The organism is Vulcanisaeta moutnovskia 768-28 (assembly GCF_000190315.1).
GTDB lineage: Archaea > Thermoproteota > Thermoprotei > Thermoproteales > Thermocladiaceae > Vulcanisaeta > Vulcanisaeta moutnovskia.
In genome coordinates this window covers 1,420,521-1,437,493 of sequence record NC_015151.1, presented here as the reverse complement: position 1 = coordinate 1,437,493, position 16,973 = coordinate 1,420,521, and the positions used below count along the sequence as shown (strand labels likewise).

General features: G+C 44.8%; 15 protein-coding genes. 8 read left to right on the top strand and 7 right to left on the bottom strand.

The window, feature by feature from the left end; genetic code table 11:
- Window positions 1-13: 13 nt before the first annotated feature.
- The 4 genes from VMUT_RS07500 to VMUT_RS07485 are packed head-to-tail and all read right to left on the bottom strand — an operon-like array spanning window position 14 to window position 6,494.
- A complete protein-coding gene (locus VMUT_RS07500) occupies window positions 14-877 on the bottom strand; it encodes a hypothetical protein (protein ID WP_013604822.1) in 864 nt (287 codons plus the stop codon).
- Between the two features lie 46 nt (window positions 878-923).
- Window positions 924-3,335, bottom strand: a complete 2,412-nt coding sequence (locus tag VMUT_RS07495; RefSeq protein ID WP_013604821.1) for an AAA family ATPase — start codon at window positions 3,333-3,335, stop codon at window positions 924-926.
- On the bottom strand, window positions 3,332-4,570 hold the full coding sequence (locus tag VMUT_RS07490) for a DNA repair exonuclease (RefSeq protein WP_013604820.1): 1,239 nt from the start codon (window positions 4,568-4,570) through the stop codon (window positions 3,332-3,334). The genes VMUT_RS07495 and VMUT_RS07490 overlap by 4 nt, the downstream gene beginning before the upstream one ends.
- 1 nt (window position 4,571) lies before the next feature.
- Entirely contained in the window at window positions 4,572-6,494 is a 1,923-nt protein-coding gene (locus VMUT_RS07485) for an ATP-binding protein (protein ID WP_013604819.1), read from the bottom strand.
- A 572-nt stretch (window positions 6,495-7,066) separates the two neighbouring features.
- On the opposite strand from VMUT_RS07485, the gene VMUT_RS07480 reads away from it, so the two are divergent.
- The 6 genes from VMUT_RS07480 to VMUT_RS07455 all read left to right on the top strand — a co-directional run bounded on the left by VMUT_RS07480 (window position 7,067) and on the right by VMUT_RS07455 (window position 11,133).
- On the top strand, window positions 7,067-8,215 hold the full coding sequence (locus VMUT_RS07480) for a pyridoxal-phosphate dependent enzyme (RefSeq protein ID WP_013604818.1): 1,149 nt from the start codon (window positions 7,067-7,069) through the stop codon (window positions 8,213-8,215).
- 100 nt (window positions 8,216-8,315) lie between these two features.
- The gene (locus VMUT_RS07475) at window positions 8,316-9,209 is read left to right on the top strand and encodes a CBS domain-containing protein (protein WP_013604817.1); all 894 of its coding nucleotides are present in this window, start codon (window positions 8,316-8,318) and stop codon (window positions 9,207-9,209) included.
- A gap of 11 nt (window positions 9,210-9,220) precedes the next feature.
- Complete coding sequence (locus VMUT_RS07470) at window positions 9,221-9,529, top strand: hypothetical protein (protein WP_013604816.1); 309 nt, start codon at window positions 9,221-9,223, stop codon at window positions 9,527-9,529.
- 23 nt (window positions 9,530-9,552) lie between these two features.
- Window positions 9,553-9,921 carry a hypothetical protein gene (locus VMUT_RS07465; protein ID WP_013604815.1) on the top strand — a complete coding sequence of 123 codons (369 nt, stop codon included), beginning with the start codon at window positions 9,553-9,555 and terminating at the stop codon, window positions 9,919-9,921.
- 18 nt (window positions 9,922-9,939) lie between these two features.
- Window positions 9,940-10,542, top strand: coding sequence for a tRNA-intron lyase (gene endA, locus VMUT_RS07460; protein ID WP_048056942.1), 603 nt, complete (start codon window positions 9,940-9,942; stop codon window positions 10,540-10,542).
- 87 nt (window positions 10,543-10,629) lie between these two features.
- Entirely contained in the window at window positions 10,630-11,133 is a 504-nt protein-coding gene (locus VMUT_RS07455; RefSeq protein ID WP_013604813.1) for a DUF996 domain-containing protein, read from the top strand.
- Here VMUT_RS07455 and VMUT_RS07450 read toward each other — a convergent pair.
- Window positions 11,130-13,304, bottom strand: a complete 2,175-nt coding sequence (locus VMUT_RS07450; protein ID WP_013604812.1) for a thermopsin — start codon at window positions 13,302-13,304, stop codon at window positions 11,130-11,132. The genes VMUT_RS07455 and VMUT_RS07450 overlap by 4 nt on opposite strands.
- Window positions 13,305-13,386: 82 nt before the next feature.
- Between VMUT_RS07450 and VMUT_RS07445 the strand changes: the two genes are divergently transcribed.
- Together VMUT_RS07445 and VMUT_RS07440 are read left to right on the top strand one after the other, a co-directional pair.
- Entirely contained in the window at window positions 13,387-14,529 is a 1,143-nt protein-coding gene (locus VMUT_RS07445) for an MFS transporter (protein WP_013604811.1), read from the top strand.
- Window positions 14,530-14,561: 32 nt separating this feature from the next.
- The gene (locus tag VMUT_RS07440) at window positions 14,562-15,398 is read left to right on the top strand and encodes a DMT family transporter (RefSeq protein WP_013604810.1); all 837 of its coding nucleotides are present in this window, start codon (window positions 14,562-14,564) and stop codon (window positions 15,396-15,398) included.
- Between the two features lie 4 nt (window positions 15,399-15,402).
- On the opposite strand, the gene VMUT_RS07435 is transcribed toward VMUT_RS07440, so the two are convergent.
- Window positions 15,403-15,837 carry a DUF1634 domain-containing protein gene (locus tag VMUT_RS07435; protein WP_013604809.1) on the bottom strand — a complete coding sequence of 145 codons (435 nt, stop codon included), beginning with the start codon at window positions 15,835-15,837 and terminating at the stop codon, window positions 15,403-15,405.
- Window positions 15,830-16,837, bottom strand: a complete 1,008-nt coding sequence (locus VMUT_RS07430; RefSeq protein WP_048056941.1) for a sulfite exporter TauE/SafE family protein — start codon at window positions 16,835-16,837, stop codon at window positions 15,830-15,832. The genes VMUT_RS07435 and VMUT_RS07430 overlap by 8 nt, the downstream gene beginning before the upstream one ends.
- Window positions 16,838-16,973: the final 136 nt, after the last annotated feature.

The following is a 16,973-nucleotide window of genomic DNA, read 5'->3' as shown; positions in this document are numbered from 1 at the left end:
GACACTGGGCTTATTACGTATTACTCATTTGCATGGGTACTATATATACTGAAAACCAATCCTCCCTATTAATCACTATGCTATTATATGTATAGACATACTTAAGGGCTAGGTTTAGGTAGAGTAGTGATGGTAGTGATGAGGTCGGTGTTGCATTGCAGGTGTACCAAATGCCCAGTGGTGTCAATGTGCCGTTTATTGAGGATATGTTTATTGCGAAGTACGTAAGTCCACTCGGCAGTACTGGTATTGGTTCGCTGACGTTGCACTTAACCTCACCAATTACCTGCTGCCCCAGGGATATTAGGTTAAAGCCCATAACCTCGGCACTACCCATTGGGGCCATTTGAAACACGTAGATCCCCAGTATCGGTTTTGATAGGTTTGTTATCACAGGCACTGCGTATATAATGCCTGAGTCCTGAGTTGTTAATTGGAATACACTGTTCTTTACTACGTCATACACCATCGCAGTGGTATTGAGGCTGTAGGCAACCCCAGACTTCATTAGGTTGGCTAGGTTCCCTGGACTCCCAGTAATGCTTAGTCCTGGGGCTATGATGACTGTGTTATTCGGTTCCTGGTAAATCATTACCAGGAAGTATGAGCCACTGGGTATACTACTGCCTATGGTTATGTTTGTCCCAGTCCTTGGTATGTAAATGTTTAGTTCTTTTATTGGGAAGTTGAAGTTATTAGTACCAATAATAACAAGCAGGTTATTTCCAAAGCCCAGGTATGCATTTGCGGTTAGGTTTAGGTAGCCTGTCACTGTTGTTAGTGGTGATGGTATTGAGAGTATGAGGGTTAGGGATACAATGAATCCCACGAGTATTATCAAACCACCAAGCATGTAGGCAGGTATTCCCCTCCTCATAACCAGTAATTACTATGGATTAGCCATAATATATAATTGCTTCGCATCATGAATTTGCGAACATTGACTCGCCTCTATCATTCACGAAACCTATCCTAATAACGTTATCAGCAATAGTCTCCAGGGCATCCACGTGTGATGTTATTATCACAGTCCTAACGCCATTACTCAGGCTCCTTATCCAGTCACCAACCCTACGCCTATGCTCCTCGTCCAGGTGCTCCGTGGGTTCATCAAGTATTAGTATTGGTATTAGGCCCATGACGACCCTGGCAATCGCATACCTAAGCATTAGGGAGACTAGGTTCCTCTCACCAATTGACAGTGCATCAATAGGTAGTACTACTCCATCATTCCTCTTCACTATTACGTCATAGTCCTCATTAATCTCCATGAATGCGTATGAGGCCTTATGCATTAGTTCTTTCAACATTACATTCAACTCCTCATTAACCGAATCCAAGAACAATTTCCTAACCGTGGGCTTAACATCATCAAGGACCTGTTGAAGCCTACTGAGTGTGTCCATGGCGCCCACGTACTTACTCAACCCAGCCCTAACACTACCTATCTCCGAATCCCTACTCATCAATTCAGTCCTTAGCCTCTCAATCCTATCCCTAAGGGTATTAACCTTACCCCTTAACTCACCAACCTCCCTCATCAATGAATCCCTCCTTGAACTTAGTTCCCTAATTCTCGCCCTAACATCCCCAAGCTCCTTAACTTTATCCTCCAGCTCCTTAATCCTCACCTCAACATTAGTCCTCTCTCCACGCACGCTCAACAATCTAGCCTCACCATCCCTAATCCTCCTCTCCAATTCCTCAATACTCGACAACCTACCCCTTAACTCAGCAAGCTCCACCTTAGCCCTACCCAGCCCATCGAGCTCCCTATTCAACTTGTTCAACTCATCCTCAATGGACCTCAACTCACTCCTTAAGGATTCCTCATTATAATTACTGATTTTCGCCAATTCCTCGAGAAGTGAATTCCTCCTCCTACGTAGATCCTCAAGGGAAGCCTTAATGACTCTCTCCTTACTAACCTCACCCTCAATACCCCTCAACTCAGTCTCCAACCTACTTAACTCCTCATACTCATTACTTAACCTGCCCAACCTCATCATTAACTCCTCCCTCCTCCTACCCAACTCCCTCAACCTAGCCTCCCTACTTGCAACTAGTTCCTGTGCCGAATCCCTACTCAATGGCCTACCACATAGTGGGCATTTCTCGACTTGACCACCCCTGAGCAGGTTTAGTTCTAGTTCAATGTGTTCAATCTCAGCATTAACCCTAGCCAACTCCTCCCTTACATTATTAATCTCGACATCTATCGATGACCTCCTCATCAATTTCCTCCTTAACTCCTCGGCTTTGGTCTTAAGCTCGTTAATTCTATCCAACTCATTATTCAACTCCTTAACACTGGCATCAATACTACTCAACTCCCTATTAACTTCCTCAATTCTCTGCCTATAGCCCTGGGCAAGCGTTAATCTTGCCTTAACATCATCACGCCTCCTCCTCAATTCCTCAAGCTTTTTTCTTAACTCATCCTCCTTTGATACTACGGACTCTAACTCAGAGGCTCGTGCCCTCAACTTACCTAATTGATCAAGGTTCTTCCTTAATTCATTTAATTCGTTGGTTATTTTCAATTCTTCCTCACTAAGCATGGATAGCCTCTGCCTTAATTCCGAGTACTCATTCTCCAGCCTCTCTAGCTCCTGCTCCCTAGCGGTTAATTTATTCAATTCATCCTCAATAACCTTAAGCTCAGCCTCCCTATTACTAAGGACGCCTGCGGAATCCGAAACCTCCCTCTCGAGTCTCATTAACTCCTCCCTCCTACTATTTAATTCACGCTCGAGTACCTCAAGCCTACCTCTCAATCCCTCCACAATACTCGTCACCGCCTTAAAACCCTCCCTAACCACGTCCTGCCTAGCCCTCTCAATGGCATCAAGCCTGAGCAGGGTATCAAGCTTAAACTCACCCCTTCTACCGCTCCTAAGTATCTCCCTAATCTCCCCCTGTCTGACGTAGAGGAGTTCCGAGAATGTCTCCATGTCTATACCCACGGTCTTAACCACAAACTGCGTGGCCTCCCTATCCCTAGCCGCAACTCTCCTGCCACCCTCATCGAGTATGTAGGTCTGGGACTCAATGGTCTTCTCGGTACTGAAGGCCCTCTGGATCAGGTACTTATGCCCATCGATACCCAGGTACTCAACGCGAATAATCGCACTGGATGCACCGCGCCTGACTAGGTCACCCAGCCTGTACTTACCCCTGACCCATTCTGAGCCGTATAGGGCTATGGCTATTGCCTCCAGTATGCTCGTCTTACCTGACCCATTCGGTCCATGTATGAAGTTAATACCCTCAGTAATGACTGCCTTACCCCTAATTATCGACCTAAAGTTTTCAATTTCTACCCTGGTAATCACTTCGAAGCACCCAGCCAGTCAGTTATTGACTTACCGCCCCTAAGCGGTACGCCGACCACGCCCTCAAGCGTTTTAAGAGCGCCATCCTCATCATCCACCCTAACTCTCTCAATAATGTCCATTAATGTATTCACCAACTCCTCATTACCCAACCTTGACCTTAGGGCTTGCCTAATGATTTCGTTAATACCACCAAATACCTTAACGGGTCTCTCACTGACCTGCCTCTCTAGACTTAGCCTAATGTCGACCCAAGCCTTCGTGAAGAGTTTCCTAAGTTCAATAGCATTGAAATCCCTCGTGGAGTACCCACTGGCTACTTTACCCTCAATCTCCAGGATCACCAAAGAACCCCTCTGATCTATGTTACTGGCTATGTAGGATACATCACCCCTAACGACACTGGGCTTGGCCTCATCATACCTAAGCCTAACCCTCACGAGCCTCCTTGATACACCTAACCTAACGCTACTGACCTTCACACCATTACCACCAACATCAAGCAATAGGAAGCCCTTTGGATCTATGTCCTTGGCCTTCCTAAGCCTGCCATCAGCGTACTCATAAACCTCGAACTCCCTGGCATCCCAAACCTCCAACGAGCCTGGGTAAACAGCGTTAATCCTCGGATGCCTAAGTCCATGCTCATGTATATGCCCCACAGCGAAGTAGTCAATGCCCAACTGAGCCAGTGGCTTTTCATTAATCATGAATACATCGACATTGGGCATTGGGTATATGTACGGTGCACCCTCGATGTATTGGTGAATAACGGCTATGTTAATGCCATTACTCCTCAGGGCATTTAGTGAGTTAACTAACTTACTCTGCATGTCAGTGTATACCGTGCCGACACCAATCACCCTAACACCGCCAAGATCTACGTAGTCATTGTCCAGGTATTGGATTAGACCCATCTGGTGAAGCACGGCAAGTGGGTTCTCAATGGAGTTTATGACTGATGAGTCATGATTGCCCCTAATGGCTATGACCTTAATACCCACCTCCCTAAGCCTTGTTAATCCCCTAATCGCCGTTATGTAAATACTTGGTGATGGTCTCTGCGTATCGAAGAAGTCACCACTAATAATCACGGTATCCAACCCCCTCTCCTCCCTAAGCTGGGTGAGCCTATCAACTGCGTTCAGGAATGCCCTGTTATAATCCTCGAGTCTCTCCTCTAGCCCGTACTGACGATGACCGAGGTGTATATCGGCTAATTGCGCAATTAGCATTCTAATCAACCCTCAGCAATCCATCCTTAATTGCTTTTGCTGTTAGTGCTATTACGTGTGGACATGGTTCGTATGATGCACCGCATACCTCACAACTCCAGGAGTTTTCGTTAAGCCTAACCTCAACATGGGCATCACTGACTCTACCGCTGAGGACGCCAGTATCCATGTCTACGTCACTAACCTCATTAATTAATGGAACAGCCTCAAGCACGTTCCTTGCACTGACCTTGGTGCTTAGGGCCTTCTCGACCTCTCTCCTCAATTCCTCAATGTTTAAATCACTTTGAATGGTCCACGCCTCGCTTAGGTCTATGTCCGAGCCTCCATAATCAAGTATCCTATCCCTAAGCCTAATCACGAGTGGTAGTGGTGTTACTGGGCCAACAACGATACCCTCACCAACATCAAGCATTGGTATTAAACGCCCAAGCTCCTCGTTAAGAACCTCACTGGCGCTGAGCACCGCCATTATGTCCCTCTGATTAACAAGCCTTAGTATTATTTGACTATTGCATTGACTGAGTACGTCCGGATCAACCTTCGATGGCCTCTGGGTTATGACGACCAGGTAGACACCGAACTTACGCCCTTCACCAGCAATCCTGGAAATAATGCCCAAACTAAGCGTTGACCCAATGGACCTGGGCTGGGCAAACCTATGTGCCTCCTCAAGAATAATCACCAAGGGAAATGGATACTTAGGTCCAGGTAGGTTTCTTACTTGGTTTACCCTAGCCCTAAACACCCTACTCAGTATGTGGTAGACCACGTGGTCCTGAACCTCATCACTCAAGCCAGCTAGGTTCATTATGGTTACTGACCCAGGCCTAAGGACTTCACCCAATGGTAATGACCAATGGGTGTATAGGCCAATCCTCCTCAGCCTCCTTAGATAGACTCTCGCGCTTACCAGGAGTGACTTCTTGGTCTTACTATCTATTAAGTCCTTTAGTTCATTCAATATCTTCTCAGCCTTTCTCCTACCCTCATCATTAAGTGATACGTTCAAATGCCTTATTACTCGTTCAATGTTTACGTTGGTTCCATGATCAAGCACATCATTGATAATCTTAATCATAGTATCAAGAGTACCCAAACGCTTAATACCACTGTACTTAACAATAATCCTTGTTAATGAGTGAACTAAGTAGATTACGTACCTAATCTTCGATGCGCCTCTCGGTACACCAGCCACGTCAGCCAGTACGTCAGGCCGCACCCTCATTGCATTTATCTTATATCTCAAGTCGCCTATGTTGCCCTCGGATGCCGTGATTATTACTACCTTATCAAGGAATTGGGGACCTAGTTTCGATATGCTATTCTTTATGTGTACGTACTCACCGTGTGGGTCAATAACGAGTATTGTCGCACCCTTCCTAAGCAATTCCTCAATTAGTATTACTGAGGACCATGTCTTTCCAGAGCCTGTGGACGCTATTATGGCTAGGTGTCTCCTAAGGCCGTTCATGTCTATGCAGTAGGGTACGTCGGACCTGAGGGATAGCCTACCAATGCATAGGGCTCTTTTTGGGTCAACCTTCACGAATTCACTAACCATGCTTGTGTCGGCTAGGTACACGGGTGTACCCACGGCTGGGGTTGTCCTGGGCATGTATATCTTGTCTCCATACTTATAGCCGAGCACCATAACCCTGGCTTGAACGACCTCAACAATGCTGTCCCTGGGCATGTCCTCAAGGACGTCGGCAACATAACCATCAACACCAATCCTATAGGGTTCGCGCCTTATCCATAGTATTTGCCCAAGTACGTTAACGCTAACTTCCTTATCATTGACGTAATCCCTCATGGGTATGTATACATAGTCATAACGATTAACACCACTATTCCTCTTTATGGACACTATATACACCAATGGGCTTTCCACATTCACAATGAAGCCAACCTCATTAGCCATGACTAAGCACCACCTCTTCGATTTAGAGGGTATTTAATATGATGCTGACAGGACTTGAGCAGACCAGGGCAAAACTTTCGGTTTAATGATGAAATTAAACCCATTACCTCAATGAGATGACCCCTCCCTCGCTCTTAAAGGGATGGAATTCTTACCCTGGAGGTCTGGTGTGTTGGTCCTCTGGTGAGGTTTAGTGGTTTAACACCGTTGGTTGTTACGTGGTGGCTCATTATCCTAGGCCTTAGCATAGTATTAAGCCTAACCATCCTAACGGACTGAACATCCCAGTGGGTATTGCGGTGGTATGTCGAGCTATCAGCCCATTTTAGGCATTAATCCGCCCAAACCCGCTTAGTGCGGGTTGATGGGGTAATTAACGCTTTGATTAAAACCATTAAGCAAGTTCACCAAACTAATCCCAACACTACACTGCATTATGAGTACAATGTGAATATGAAGAAACTAGAGAGAAGAGTGTATGCATGATAGTCTTTGAAGACTACGCATAGCCCTAAAGGGCGAGGCTTTCGGTTGTAATACCATATAAAGGCCGGGTATTTACCTTAATATGAATGTTGAGTGGTGCGAGGTTTCGATGCCTTAGGTGTGGTTACATAGGACCTAGCAACAATCCACTTTGTCCCAGGTGTGGTTTTCCATTGGTGATGGAGCCGAGGAGTTTCCTTAAGATTGATAGGGGAAAGCCGAGTATCCTTAGGTATGCGTCGGCGTTGAATTATGGCAGTAGGGTTGTTACGCTTGGTGAGGGTTTTACGAGGATTAGGAGGATTAATGGTGTGTTGATTAAGGATGAGTCAAGGAACCCAACAGGTTCATTCATGGATAGGGGCTCATCAGTATTCATTAGTAATGTAACAAGTGATGAGGTTAGGGTTTCCTTTGAGGAGGATTTCACGCTATCGCTTGCCACCTATGCGAATACCGCGGGAATTAGGACTAGGGTCTACGTAAATCCCAATGTACCTGGCGCCTACCCAGAGTTACTCAGATTGTCAACAATGAGGAGTGTAATCATTGAGTTTAGGGAGGGTGGTCAGGACCTAGATGTGCATTACGGTGAGCCCTTGTTCCTTGAGGGTATTAAGACAATTGCCTATGAGTTGTATGAGCAGGTTGGTGAGGTTGGGGGTGTCGTCTTACCCATGGAGAGGGGTTACCTGGCTCTTGCGGTTTATGAGGGTTTTAGGGAATTACTTGAGTGGGGTTTCATTGGTGATTTACCAAGTTTCATACTCGTTAAGCATAGGTTTGGTCAGGTCACTGATATTGGTTATTGGCTAGTTAGGAATGCAGGGGCTAAGTTAGTTGATGTTGGTGATGAGGAGACTATAAGGTCTATGGTTGAGTTGGCGAGGAGTGGTCTGTATGTTAAGCCTGTGTCGGCTATGGCGTATGTGGCCGCCGCCTCCCTGGGCAGGGACTATGTTGTCGTTATTACGGGTACTGGATTGAAGGAATATAGGGTTAGTAGGGAGTTGGGTAGTTTAACTAGGCTTCAGGAGGCCGTATTGAGGGTTTTGGAGGGTTCTGGGCCATTAACGGCTTACCAGGTCTGGGAGAGGTTGAGAGATGTGGCCACAGTTCAGGGGGTTTATAAGGCGCTGAACTCACTTGTTAAAAGGGGTTTGGTTTCCTTTGATTATGAGATTTACGGTAGTAGGAAGGTTAGGGTTTTTCGTGCATTATCGAATTATAGATAATTAAGGATAATTATTAATAATGGATGAGTTGGTCTGTGAATTTTACGGTGAATAAGAATTATAAATATTAAATAATTATGGAATAATGTAGGTAATGCATATGATGATTGAGAAGTTACCATCAACCTACGCATCAATACTTAATGCGCTTGTTGAGCTCTACATGATGTCTAAGAGACCCGTTAAGTCTAGGGACATTGCCGAGAAGCTCAGTATTAATGAGGGGACTGTCAGGAACTCGATGGTTGCACTGAGAGCCATGGGCTACATAGAGTCTAAGACTGGGCCCTACGGTGGTTATGTACCAACTCAAAAGGCCCTTGAGTATGTTAAGATGCCCACCAACACGGTCTTTGCCCTGGACATAGCCCCAATAACAATTAATAAGTTGTCCACCAACCTCTATGTGACTGGTATCGAGCTTCTTGACGTCATCAACCCATTCAGTAATAGGGCGCTTGTGAGGGTTATTGGGGATATGAAGAATATTAGGATTGGTGATAATGTTAGGATTGGGCCTACGGCGAATAGTAGGGTCATAATTGAGGGCGTGATTACGGAGAAGAATGAGGGATTGAGGGAATTGGTGGTGGCCATTAACAAGTTGATAGCGATACCCAAGGTTAAGGTTGATGCATTGATGAGTAAGAACGTGATAACCATAAAACATGACTCACTACTTAAGGATGCAGCCAAGGTCTTTGCTGAGAAGAAGATTAGGGCTTTGCCCATTATTGATGATGAGGGTAGGATAGTTGGTTTAATAACCACGAGCGAAATAGCCAGGGCTTACTATGAGGGTAACCTAAACGCTAAGGTTGGGGATTACGCGAGGAGGGATGTACCCACCATTGATAAGGAGGCTGATTTATATGATGCGATGAGACTCATGACCGTTAACAAGATTGGTAGGTTAATAGTGGTTAGTGGCGGTAAGCCCGTTGGAATAATAACTAGGACCGACATCCTACAGTACCTGGCGTCGCTTGATTAATATATTTAAACATGGTAAAAGCCAACCCATGTATTAAGTTGATTAGACTTTGCGATATTTGCGAGGAGAAGCCTGCAGTGACTAGGTGCCGTATTTGCGGTAGGTATGTGTGTAGTGACGACTTTGATCACTCAATTAACGCATGTAAGGCCTGCTCAGCAACCCTGTGCCAGGTATGCCGTGAGAGGCTCGCCGTTGGGCATTGCGCCAGGTGCGGTAGGTTGGTTTGTAGGAGGGATAGTGTTAGGGTTGGCCTTAGTAGGTATTGTATTGATTGTGCCAGGGAGTTGGGTATAATTAATGAAGTTAAACATAAATAAAGGTGCCCAGTCATGGTTAATTAATGAGCGAGAGCAAGCCAAGCGAGGGTAAACCAGCGCGGAAGTTGTTAATACCAGGTTTCCTAACGCCAAGTGGCATTAAGCCTGAGGAGAAGAGGGAGAGGCGTGAGAGGAGGTTGAGGATTAGGCGTAGGAATGATGTGGATGAGGGTAAGGCTAAGATGAACCCTGATGTGATGAGGGAACTCGAGATAACGGATAGAGTGGAGGTGGTGCTTGTTGGTGGTGGCTCTAGGGAGAGGAAGTACGTGTTCGCGGTAGTACCCAGTGAGGATGTGCCGAGGAATGAGGTTTGGTGCAATGAGGAGGAGATGAGGAGGTTGGGCGTTGCTGATATGAGCATAGCCACAGTTAGGGCTCCAAGGGAATGAGTAATTAATGGATTACTTATGGATAGATGGGGTTTGGTTTTTAATAGTCCCCTATATAGTCATGATGTGTTCAAGGGTTATTTAATAGGTAGTGCTGTGGTTGTTACGGACATTAATGATGCTAGGAAGCTTTACTCAATGGGTTTTTATGGGAAGTTCGTTAATGAGGATAAGGTTAAGCTCAGTGAGGTTAATAACGTTAATTCACCACTGCAACTATCAATTATTGAGGCCCTGTATCTAGTGGATAAGGGATTCCTGGAGGTTTTTGATTGTAATGGTAATAAACTCACGAGGGATGACTTGGTTAAGGTTGGTCATAATACCGTGACTAACTTCGACCAGGTATACACTATTTATAGAGAGTTAAGGGATGGGGGCTTCGTCGTAAAGAGCGGGCTTAAGTTTGGTTCATTATTCGCTGTTTACGAAAGAGGACCAGGGATTGACCACGCGCCAGTCCTGTTGCACTTCATTGAGCCGAGGAGGGCTGTCAGTGCCCTCGATATAACGAGAGCCGCAAGGCTTAGTCACAGTGTTAATAAGAGGTTTGTCCTGGCAACGCAGAGCGAGGTTGATGGTAAGATGCACTACGTGGCCTTCGAATGGTGGAGGGCTTGATTAATTCCATTAATGCACTGGCATTTATTGGTTATTTTGTATATTTAATGAAACATTTATTAAATATAATACTAAATAACATAATGTATGGGTACCCAGGAGGATATTAAATCCGCAGGTACCTTGGGATTTGTTGGTTCAATACTCATGTTCATACCCTACGTGAGCATAATTGGCGATATACTGGTACTCATAGCACTTAATAAGTTATCTAAGGCCTATGGGAATAATGCTATTTGGAGCAATGCCCTTTATGCATTGGTAACGGCCATCATTGGTGGTATAATCCTAGCATTCGCATTTGCCGGTACGGCATACCTATCATTAATTTACCTAGGTCCAAGTGCATTGAGCAGGCTTGGCATGTTTATTGTGGTTTTTGTGGTTTTCTACATAATTATATTAATAAGTGGTTTATTCATGAGGAATGCATATAATGAGTTGAGTAGGTCCAGTGGTGTTGGGGACTTTGGTAGTGCAGCTAGGTGGTATTGGCTTGGTGCAATATTAACAATAATAATTGTCGGCTTCATACTATACATAGTGGCCGACATATATGCACTACTTGGTTATAGTAAGTTAAGGGGTTAATGGTGTCTCATTAATCGCACAGCAGTTAATACCATGGTGAGTATTACGGCGAGTATTAATGCAATACTGTAATACCCAATTTGCGGCGCCTCGGCAATACACATAACACTAATTGGTATGAGTAATTCCTGGGTTACTCCATAGGAATTTGTTACGCTTCTTAATTCCTGATCACCGCACTTAATAATGACTTGAGTAAAGGGTTCGGGTAAGCCTAGGGAATCCCTAATGCTTAATTCCATGTACTCGGCATTAAGTACTGCAGTGTTGTTTGCGCCACTTATCACGAGTGGTGATCTTAACCCGTAAATAAAGCCGTTAATACTCACGTTAGTTATTTCCTCACCATACTTAATCCATCCAAGGTTCTTTGTCCCAATATAGGATCCATTGGCCGTGTATAGGATCAATGATGCATTGTACTCCCTGGTCCAATTAATGATTGCCATAACAGGCCTATCCATGAGTAGGATTAATGTGTTATTCGTGATTACGTAGTGAGTGGCATTTGTGGTGAATCCAGTGAATATGAGTCTCGTATTATTACTGAAGTAAATGATTGTATAGGGCACGGTAATATTCACTATGCTATCCTCATTATACCAACCACTCAAGTTAGTGAGTATGTTTGCCTCATCAATGATGTCAAGCCTATAGTACTTGACCCATAGGTAATTGACTACGTATGATTGGTTCATAATCAGTGAGAATTCCGTGGAATTAACATACTCGTCATTAATGAGTAGACCTGCGAGGCTAAGTAACGTATTATTTCCTAGGTAGATATTCCGTGGTGTGGTTATAATTACCCTGGAGTCTATGGGTAATGGTAATACTGTGGATACAATACTTTGATTATTAACTAGGTAATTACTGAGGATGAGAAACGCCAGGTAATCAGCATTGTTTAATGGACCGAGGTACTCATCACCGGTGGTTATGCCCACGGTACCAGGGGCAATGGCGTAAGCCCTGGCATTGATTATGGTCTCGCCAGTATCACTACCGAAGCTCCAAGCGCTTGGTACAGGCAGTAAATCGCCATTAAGTCCCTGGTAATAAAGGGAGAGGGTTGCGTTCAATTCATTGGTTAAGACCATCGCGCCGCATCCGGGGCCACTAATGACGAATTCAGTATCAATTAGGTAACCAAGTGGTGAGTATTCGGACCCATTAACGACGAGGTATGGACCCCATGAAGGGGTAATTAGGAAGGTCACGTTGTCAACAAGCGTATTAACGCCATTCATTGAGTAACCAAGGAGTACCTCGGGAAAGCCATCAATGGTCTTATTACTAGTTATCGTTAGATTCACGGTAAGTGGCGCCTCATACTGAACCCAATTACCCATGTACGCATAGACCTCATTATTCATTACAGAGCCACGTCCAACAATGAATAACGGGTTCATAACTAACTCGGTACTGCTCATGTTCCATACATTAACAAGTGGAGCCATTAAGTCATTCATGGGGTCTATTATTAGGACGTCTTGAACCCAGTAATACTGTGTTTGATTATTAATCATCATTTCAAGCACAGCATTTAACTGCAGAGAGAATGAGTTAGGTGGTAGTGAGGAGCAATTAGTTAGTGATTGAACGCTCGCGCTCATTATCTTGGCCTCACCAATGAACTCACCGGTTGTGTATGAGTACGGTATATAACCAAGTTGTGAGGGTGCTAATCCATAATCAACAATACCAATTGGCGCGTTAATGAATGGTGTTGAGTAGTGGCGCGTTATGGCGAGTATCGCCTGGGCAGTTAATGAACCATTATTAATAACAACAATGTAATACTCACCACTGGGTAGCTCAATAGTTATGTTGAGTACTTGCCCGTAATATGCAAATAACGGCTTAGCCGTGGTGCCCACCCTCAACTCCTCATAGCCCTGACTACTAAGTACTAGTAGTAATACGTTATTATTCGACCTTAGGTAAATCCCCATTGGTCCAGGTCCATAGGCGTTCACTGAGTAATACGTGCCTGGTGCAATAATTAGTATGTACGTACCTGACCCAATCAAGTGATTATAAATAACCGCGTAATTAATGGGGTATGTGTAAATTCCATAATTGTTAGTTAATGGGTTGACCTGGTGATAGGTTGTGCCATTAAGCATCGCCACGAGTATTGTCAGGAGTACTGGCAATAGGCTAGGCACGGTGTGTTAATTACTGTGCGGACTTAAAAAGTGAGCGGTTACGTAATAATTTAATAAGGGAATGCTCATAGGCGGTAATTAAATGGAACTTAGCAATAAATTGGCACTAATAGGTGCAGTTAGGTCTCTGGGTGGTTCCCTGCTCTGGTCCTTCACGGGATTCGCCCTATTCCAATACTACAGGCTACCTCTTACCCTGACATCAATCTTCTATGTAGCCCAGGCTGTGGTTAGTTCAATAGCCTTCGTGATTGGTGGTTACTTGGCGGACTTCCTAGGTAGGGTAAGGACAATGATTATTTCGGCTGTGGTATCATCAATAGTACTGATCATTGCCTATTTAATAAATAGGCCTCTTGTTGTGGTTATCATGGTTCTCATTCAATCATTCTTTAATAATGTGTATGGTGTCGCCAATACATCAATTGTTGGGGACTACGCAAGGAGCTTCTCATCACTAGTTAGGTACTTCAGTAGGCTTAGGGTTGGTATTAATGCCGGTTGGGCCATTGGACCTGCCATTGGTGGCCTACTATATGAGGTTTATGGTTTTAGGGTATTGATGCTCCTAGGCTCAATAATACCACTAGCCGCACTACCACTGTTGGTGTCATTAAACGAGCCTAATTACATGGTTGAGACAGGTCTAACATTCCATGTTAATAAATCATTCGCGTTGTTCCTAATACCAACATTCCTAACATTCCTCGTAATGGGGCAACTGGGCTTTCCATTACTCACGTATTATAATGCACACGATGGCTTAACCACATTCCAAGTCGGCCTGCTATACATGGAGAACGGCTTACTTGTTGTTTTTCTCCAGGACCTTATTGGCAGGTACTTAAAGAAACCAAGTCTTATATCACTTGGTATGGTTATTTACGGCGTAAGCTACTTAACGGTGGCCTTTATACCGAACTTTGCCTGGGCTATTGCTGACATGTTCTTCATAACGTTCGCTGAAATGATAGTATCACCACTATCACAGAGCATTGCTAATACACTCGCCGACCCAAGGACAAGGGGTAGGTACATGGGACTTTACTCACTGGTTACTGGTTTAGGAAGAACCACTGCATCATCAATATCAAGCCTACTATTACCCTACGCCCTCAGGCAACCCCTGGCAATGTGGGGTTTTGTCTTTGCCGTGTCATTATCATCAACAGGATTATACGCAATTCTCGTTAAGGACATTGCCGTGGTTTCCCGAAGAGCATAATACTCATTAATCACTATGTAAGCACCACTACCGTGAATAATAGAAGTAAATTATGGCCCGGTTTCTACATAATGATGGCCGCAGCGCTCTGGTCAACAATAGGTGTTGTGAGTATGTATAGTGCAAATCCAATAATGCTTGGTCTCTTCAGGTCATTGTTTGCCTCGCTGGTATCCCTATTCATACGTAGATCACTCAATAAGGCATCGGTAATAACGGGCATAGCTCTCGGTGTATTGTTCGCAGCATACCCAATCGCAGCCGTAATGGCTGGTGTCGGCTTGGCAGCCTTCCTACTATATACTGCGCCACTATGGGCAACACTAGTGGCGCTTGTAATGGGTGAGAAACCTGGCAGACGAGGCGTTATTGGCGTTTCCCTGGTGATAATCGCCATAGTATTGATTGGCGCCCAAACAATCAAGGGCTCAATAAACATGGTAGGCGTATTCATGGGTCTCCTATCTGGTATCTCCTACGGTTCATACATAGCCCTGGCAAGGAGGTTCGCTAAGATGGGTAATGAGGTTGATGTTTCCTGGGGTGCAATACCATATACACTAGTAGTCACGGCATTAACGGCCATCGCCTACTCAATTATTATGAACTCCTGGAGACCAATAGTTAGACCGGCCCTATGGGGTATTTACCTCGGCATAGTGACTACCGTGATTCCATATAGGCTCTTTGCGATGGGTGTGTCGAGGGTGAGGGCCTCTACGGCCTCCGTGATAGCCACCGTGGAGCCAGTCCTAGCGGCTCTTTGGGGCTTTCTATTCTTTAGGCAAATACCCACGGCACTAACGCTAATAGCCTATGCCCTGATAATGATGGCGTCAATAATAGTGTCATTTGAGGAGACTCAGTGATTTTTTATGAGGATGGACAGAGCAGTTTGAGTAATTGTGCATTCGCATGTAGGTGCATTATTGATGGTAGTACGAATATTGCGAGCATGAGGTTTATGAAAACCACCACGGTTATAAATACATAGAGCCAATCCCTCTCCATGGCGAATGATGCAATACCAAGGGCAACCCTGAGTACTGGGGTCACTATGAGGACCATGAGCCCAAGTATAATAAATGAGAGTGCGTCCAGGTTGGGTAACCTGGATAGTGCGTACATTGGTGGTATTACGGTTGTGTTTATTGGGGATCTCGAGTTCATGATAAGCTGTTCATTACATCCAAGGGCTTCGCCCTTGACTTGGAACAGGGCAATACCAATTAGTATTAGGGCTATGCTGATGATCACGCCGTACCTAAGGGTTAGCCCAATAATGTAATCCATATCCCACCTAGGCATTCCCACCACCTCTAACTGTAGTTCTGCTTTCTCTTCTTGCTGCTGATATGCCGTAGCGGTAATAAAGTATGGTCATGACTATTGCCGTGAAGACTACGCTCAACAGGTACTGGGTTGCCACGGCTATCGTTATTATGTGATCCATGTAGAGACCCTTCAGCAGCATCTCCATGCCCAGGAAAGCCAGTATTGCTAGGAAGACCCACCTAACCTGCTTATTCGTGATTCTCACAAGTATCCTCGTACCGCTCATAGCCCCTATCAGGACGCCTATAGCCGTTACAGCAGCCATCATCGGTTGTATATAGCCGAAGTACCAATAGAGGGCGCTGCCCGTAGCCGCCGTTACTCCTATCATGAAGTTGCTCGTTGTTGTACTCACCTTCATGGGCAGGTTCATGGCCCAGTCCATCCCGAGGACTTTAAGCGCGCCACTACCAATACCCAACAAACCACTAATAAAACCAGCAAAGAACATTATCAATTCGCCGAGCCACCAACGAACACCCCAATACTTAACCTCCCTCTTTAGGGCATCGTCGTAGTAACTACCGTATAGTTTAAATATCCTCGTGGTTCGATCAGGTTTCCTAGGATCAGGTATTTCATACTTACCTCTCTGGGCTGTCGGTATTATTGACGTTAGAATTACTATGCCGAAGACCACGTAGACAATCCACGCAAGGCTGTGGCTGTATATGTAGGCTGCCGTTAATGAACCAACTATTGACCCAGTCGTAGTGGCTATCTCGAGGCCCATGCCAATCCTGACATTAGTTATCTTATCCCTAATGTACGCACTGGCTGCGCCACTTGATGTCGCTATTGTGGATATTAGCGATGCACCAGCGGCGTAGGCGATTGGTATGCCCAAGAACAATGTAAGTAAGGGCACTAATACCGTACCACCCCCCAAGCCTGTTAGCGATCCAAGTAATCCAGCTATAATACTGAATATAAGTAACTCTATGCAGCATAATATTGTTTTAAACAATACCATACTTATGCCAGTGATTAGAATGACCTTAAAAAACTAACTTACTACGAGGGACATGTTATGTATTTCACGTCGATTGTTAATGCAAACCTAAATTGCATGCATATATTAATTTCATTGATTTTGAATGCTCATCATA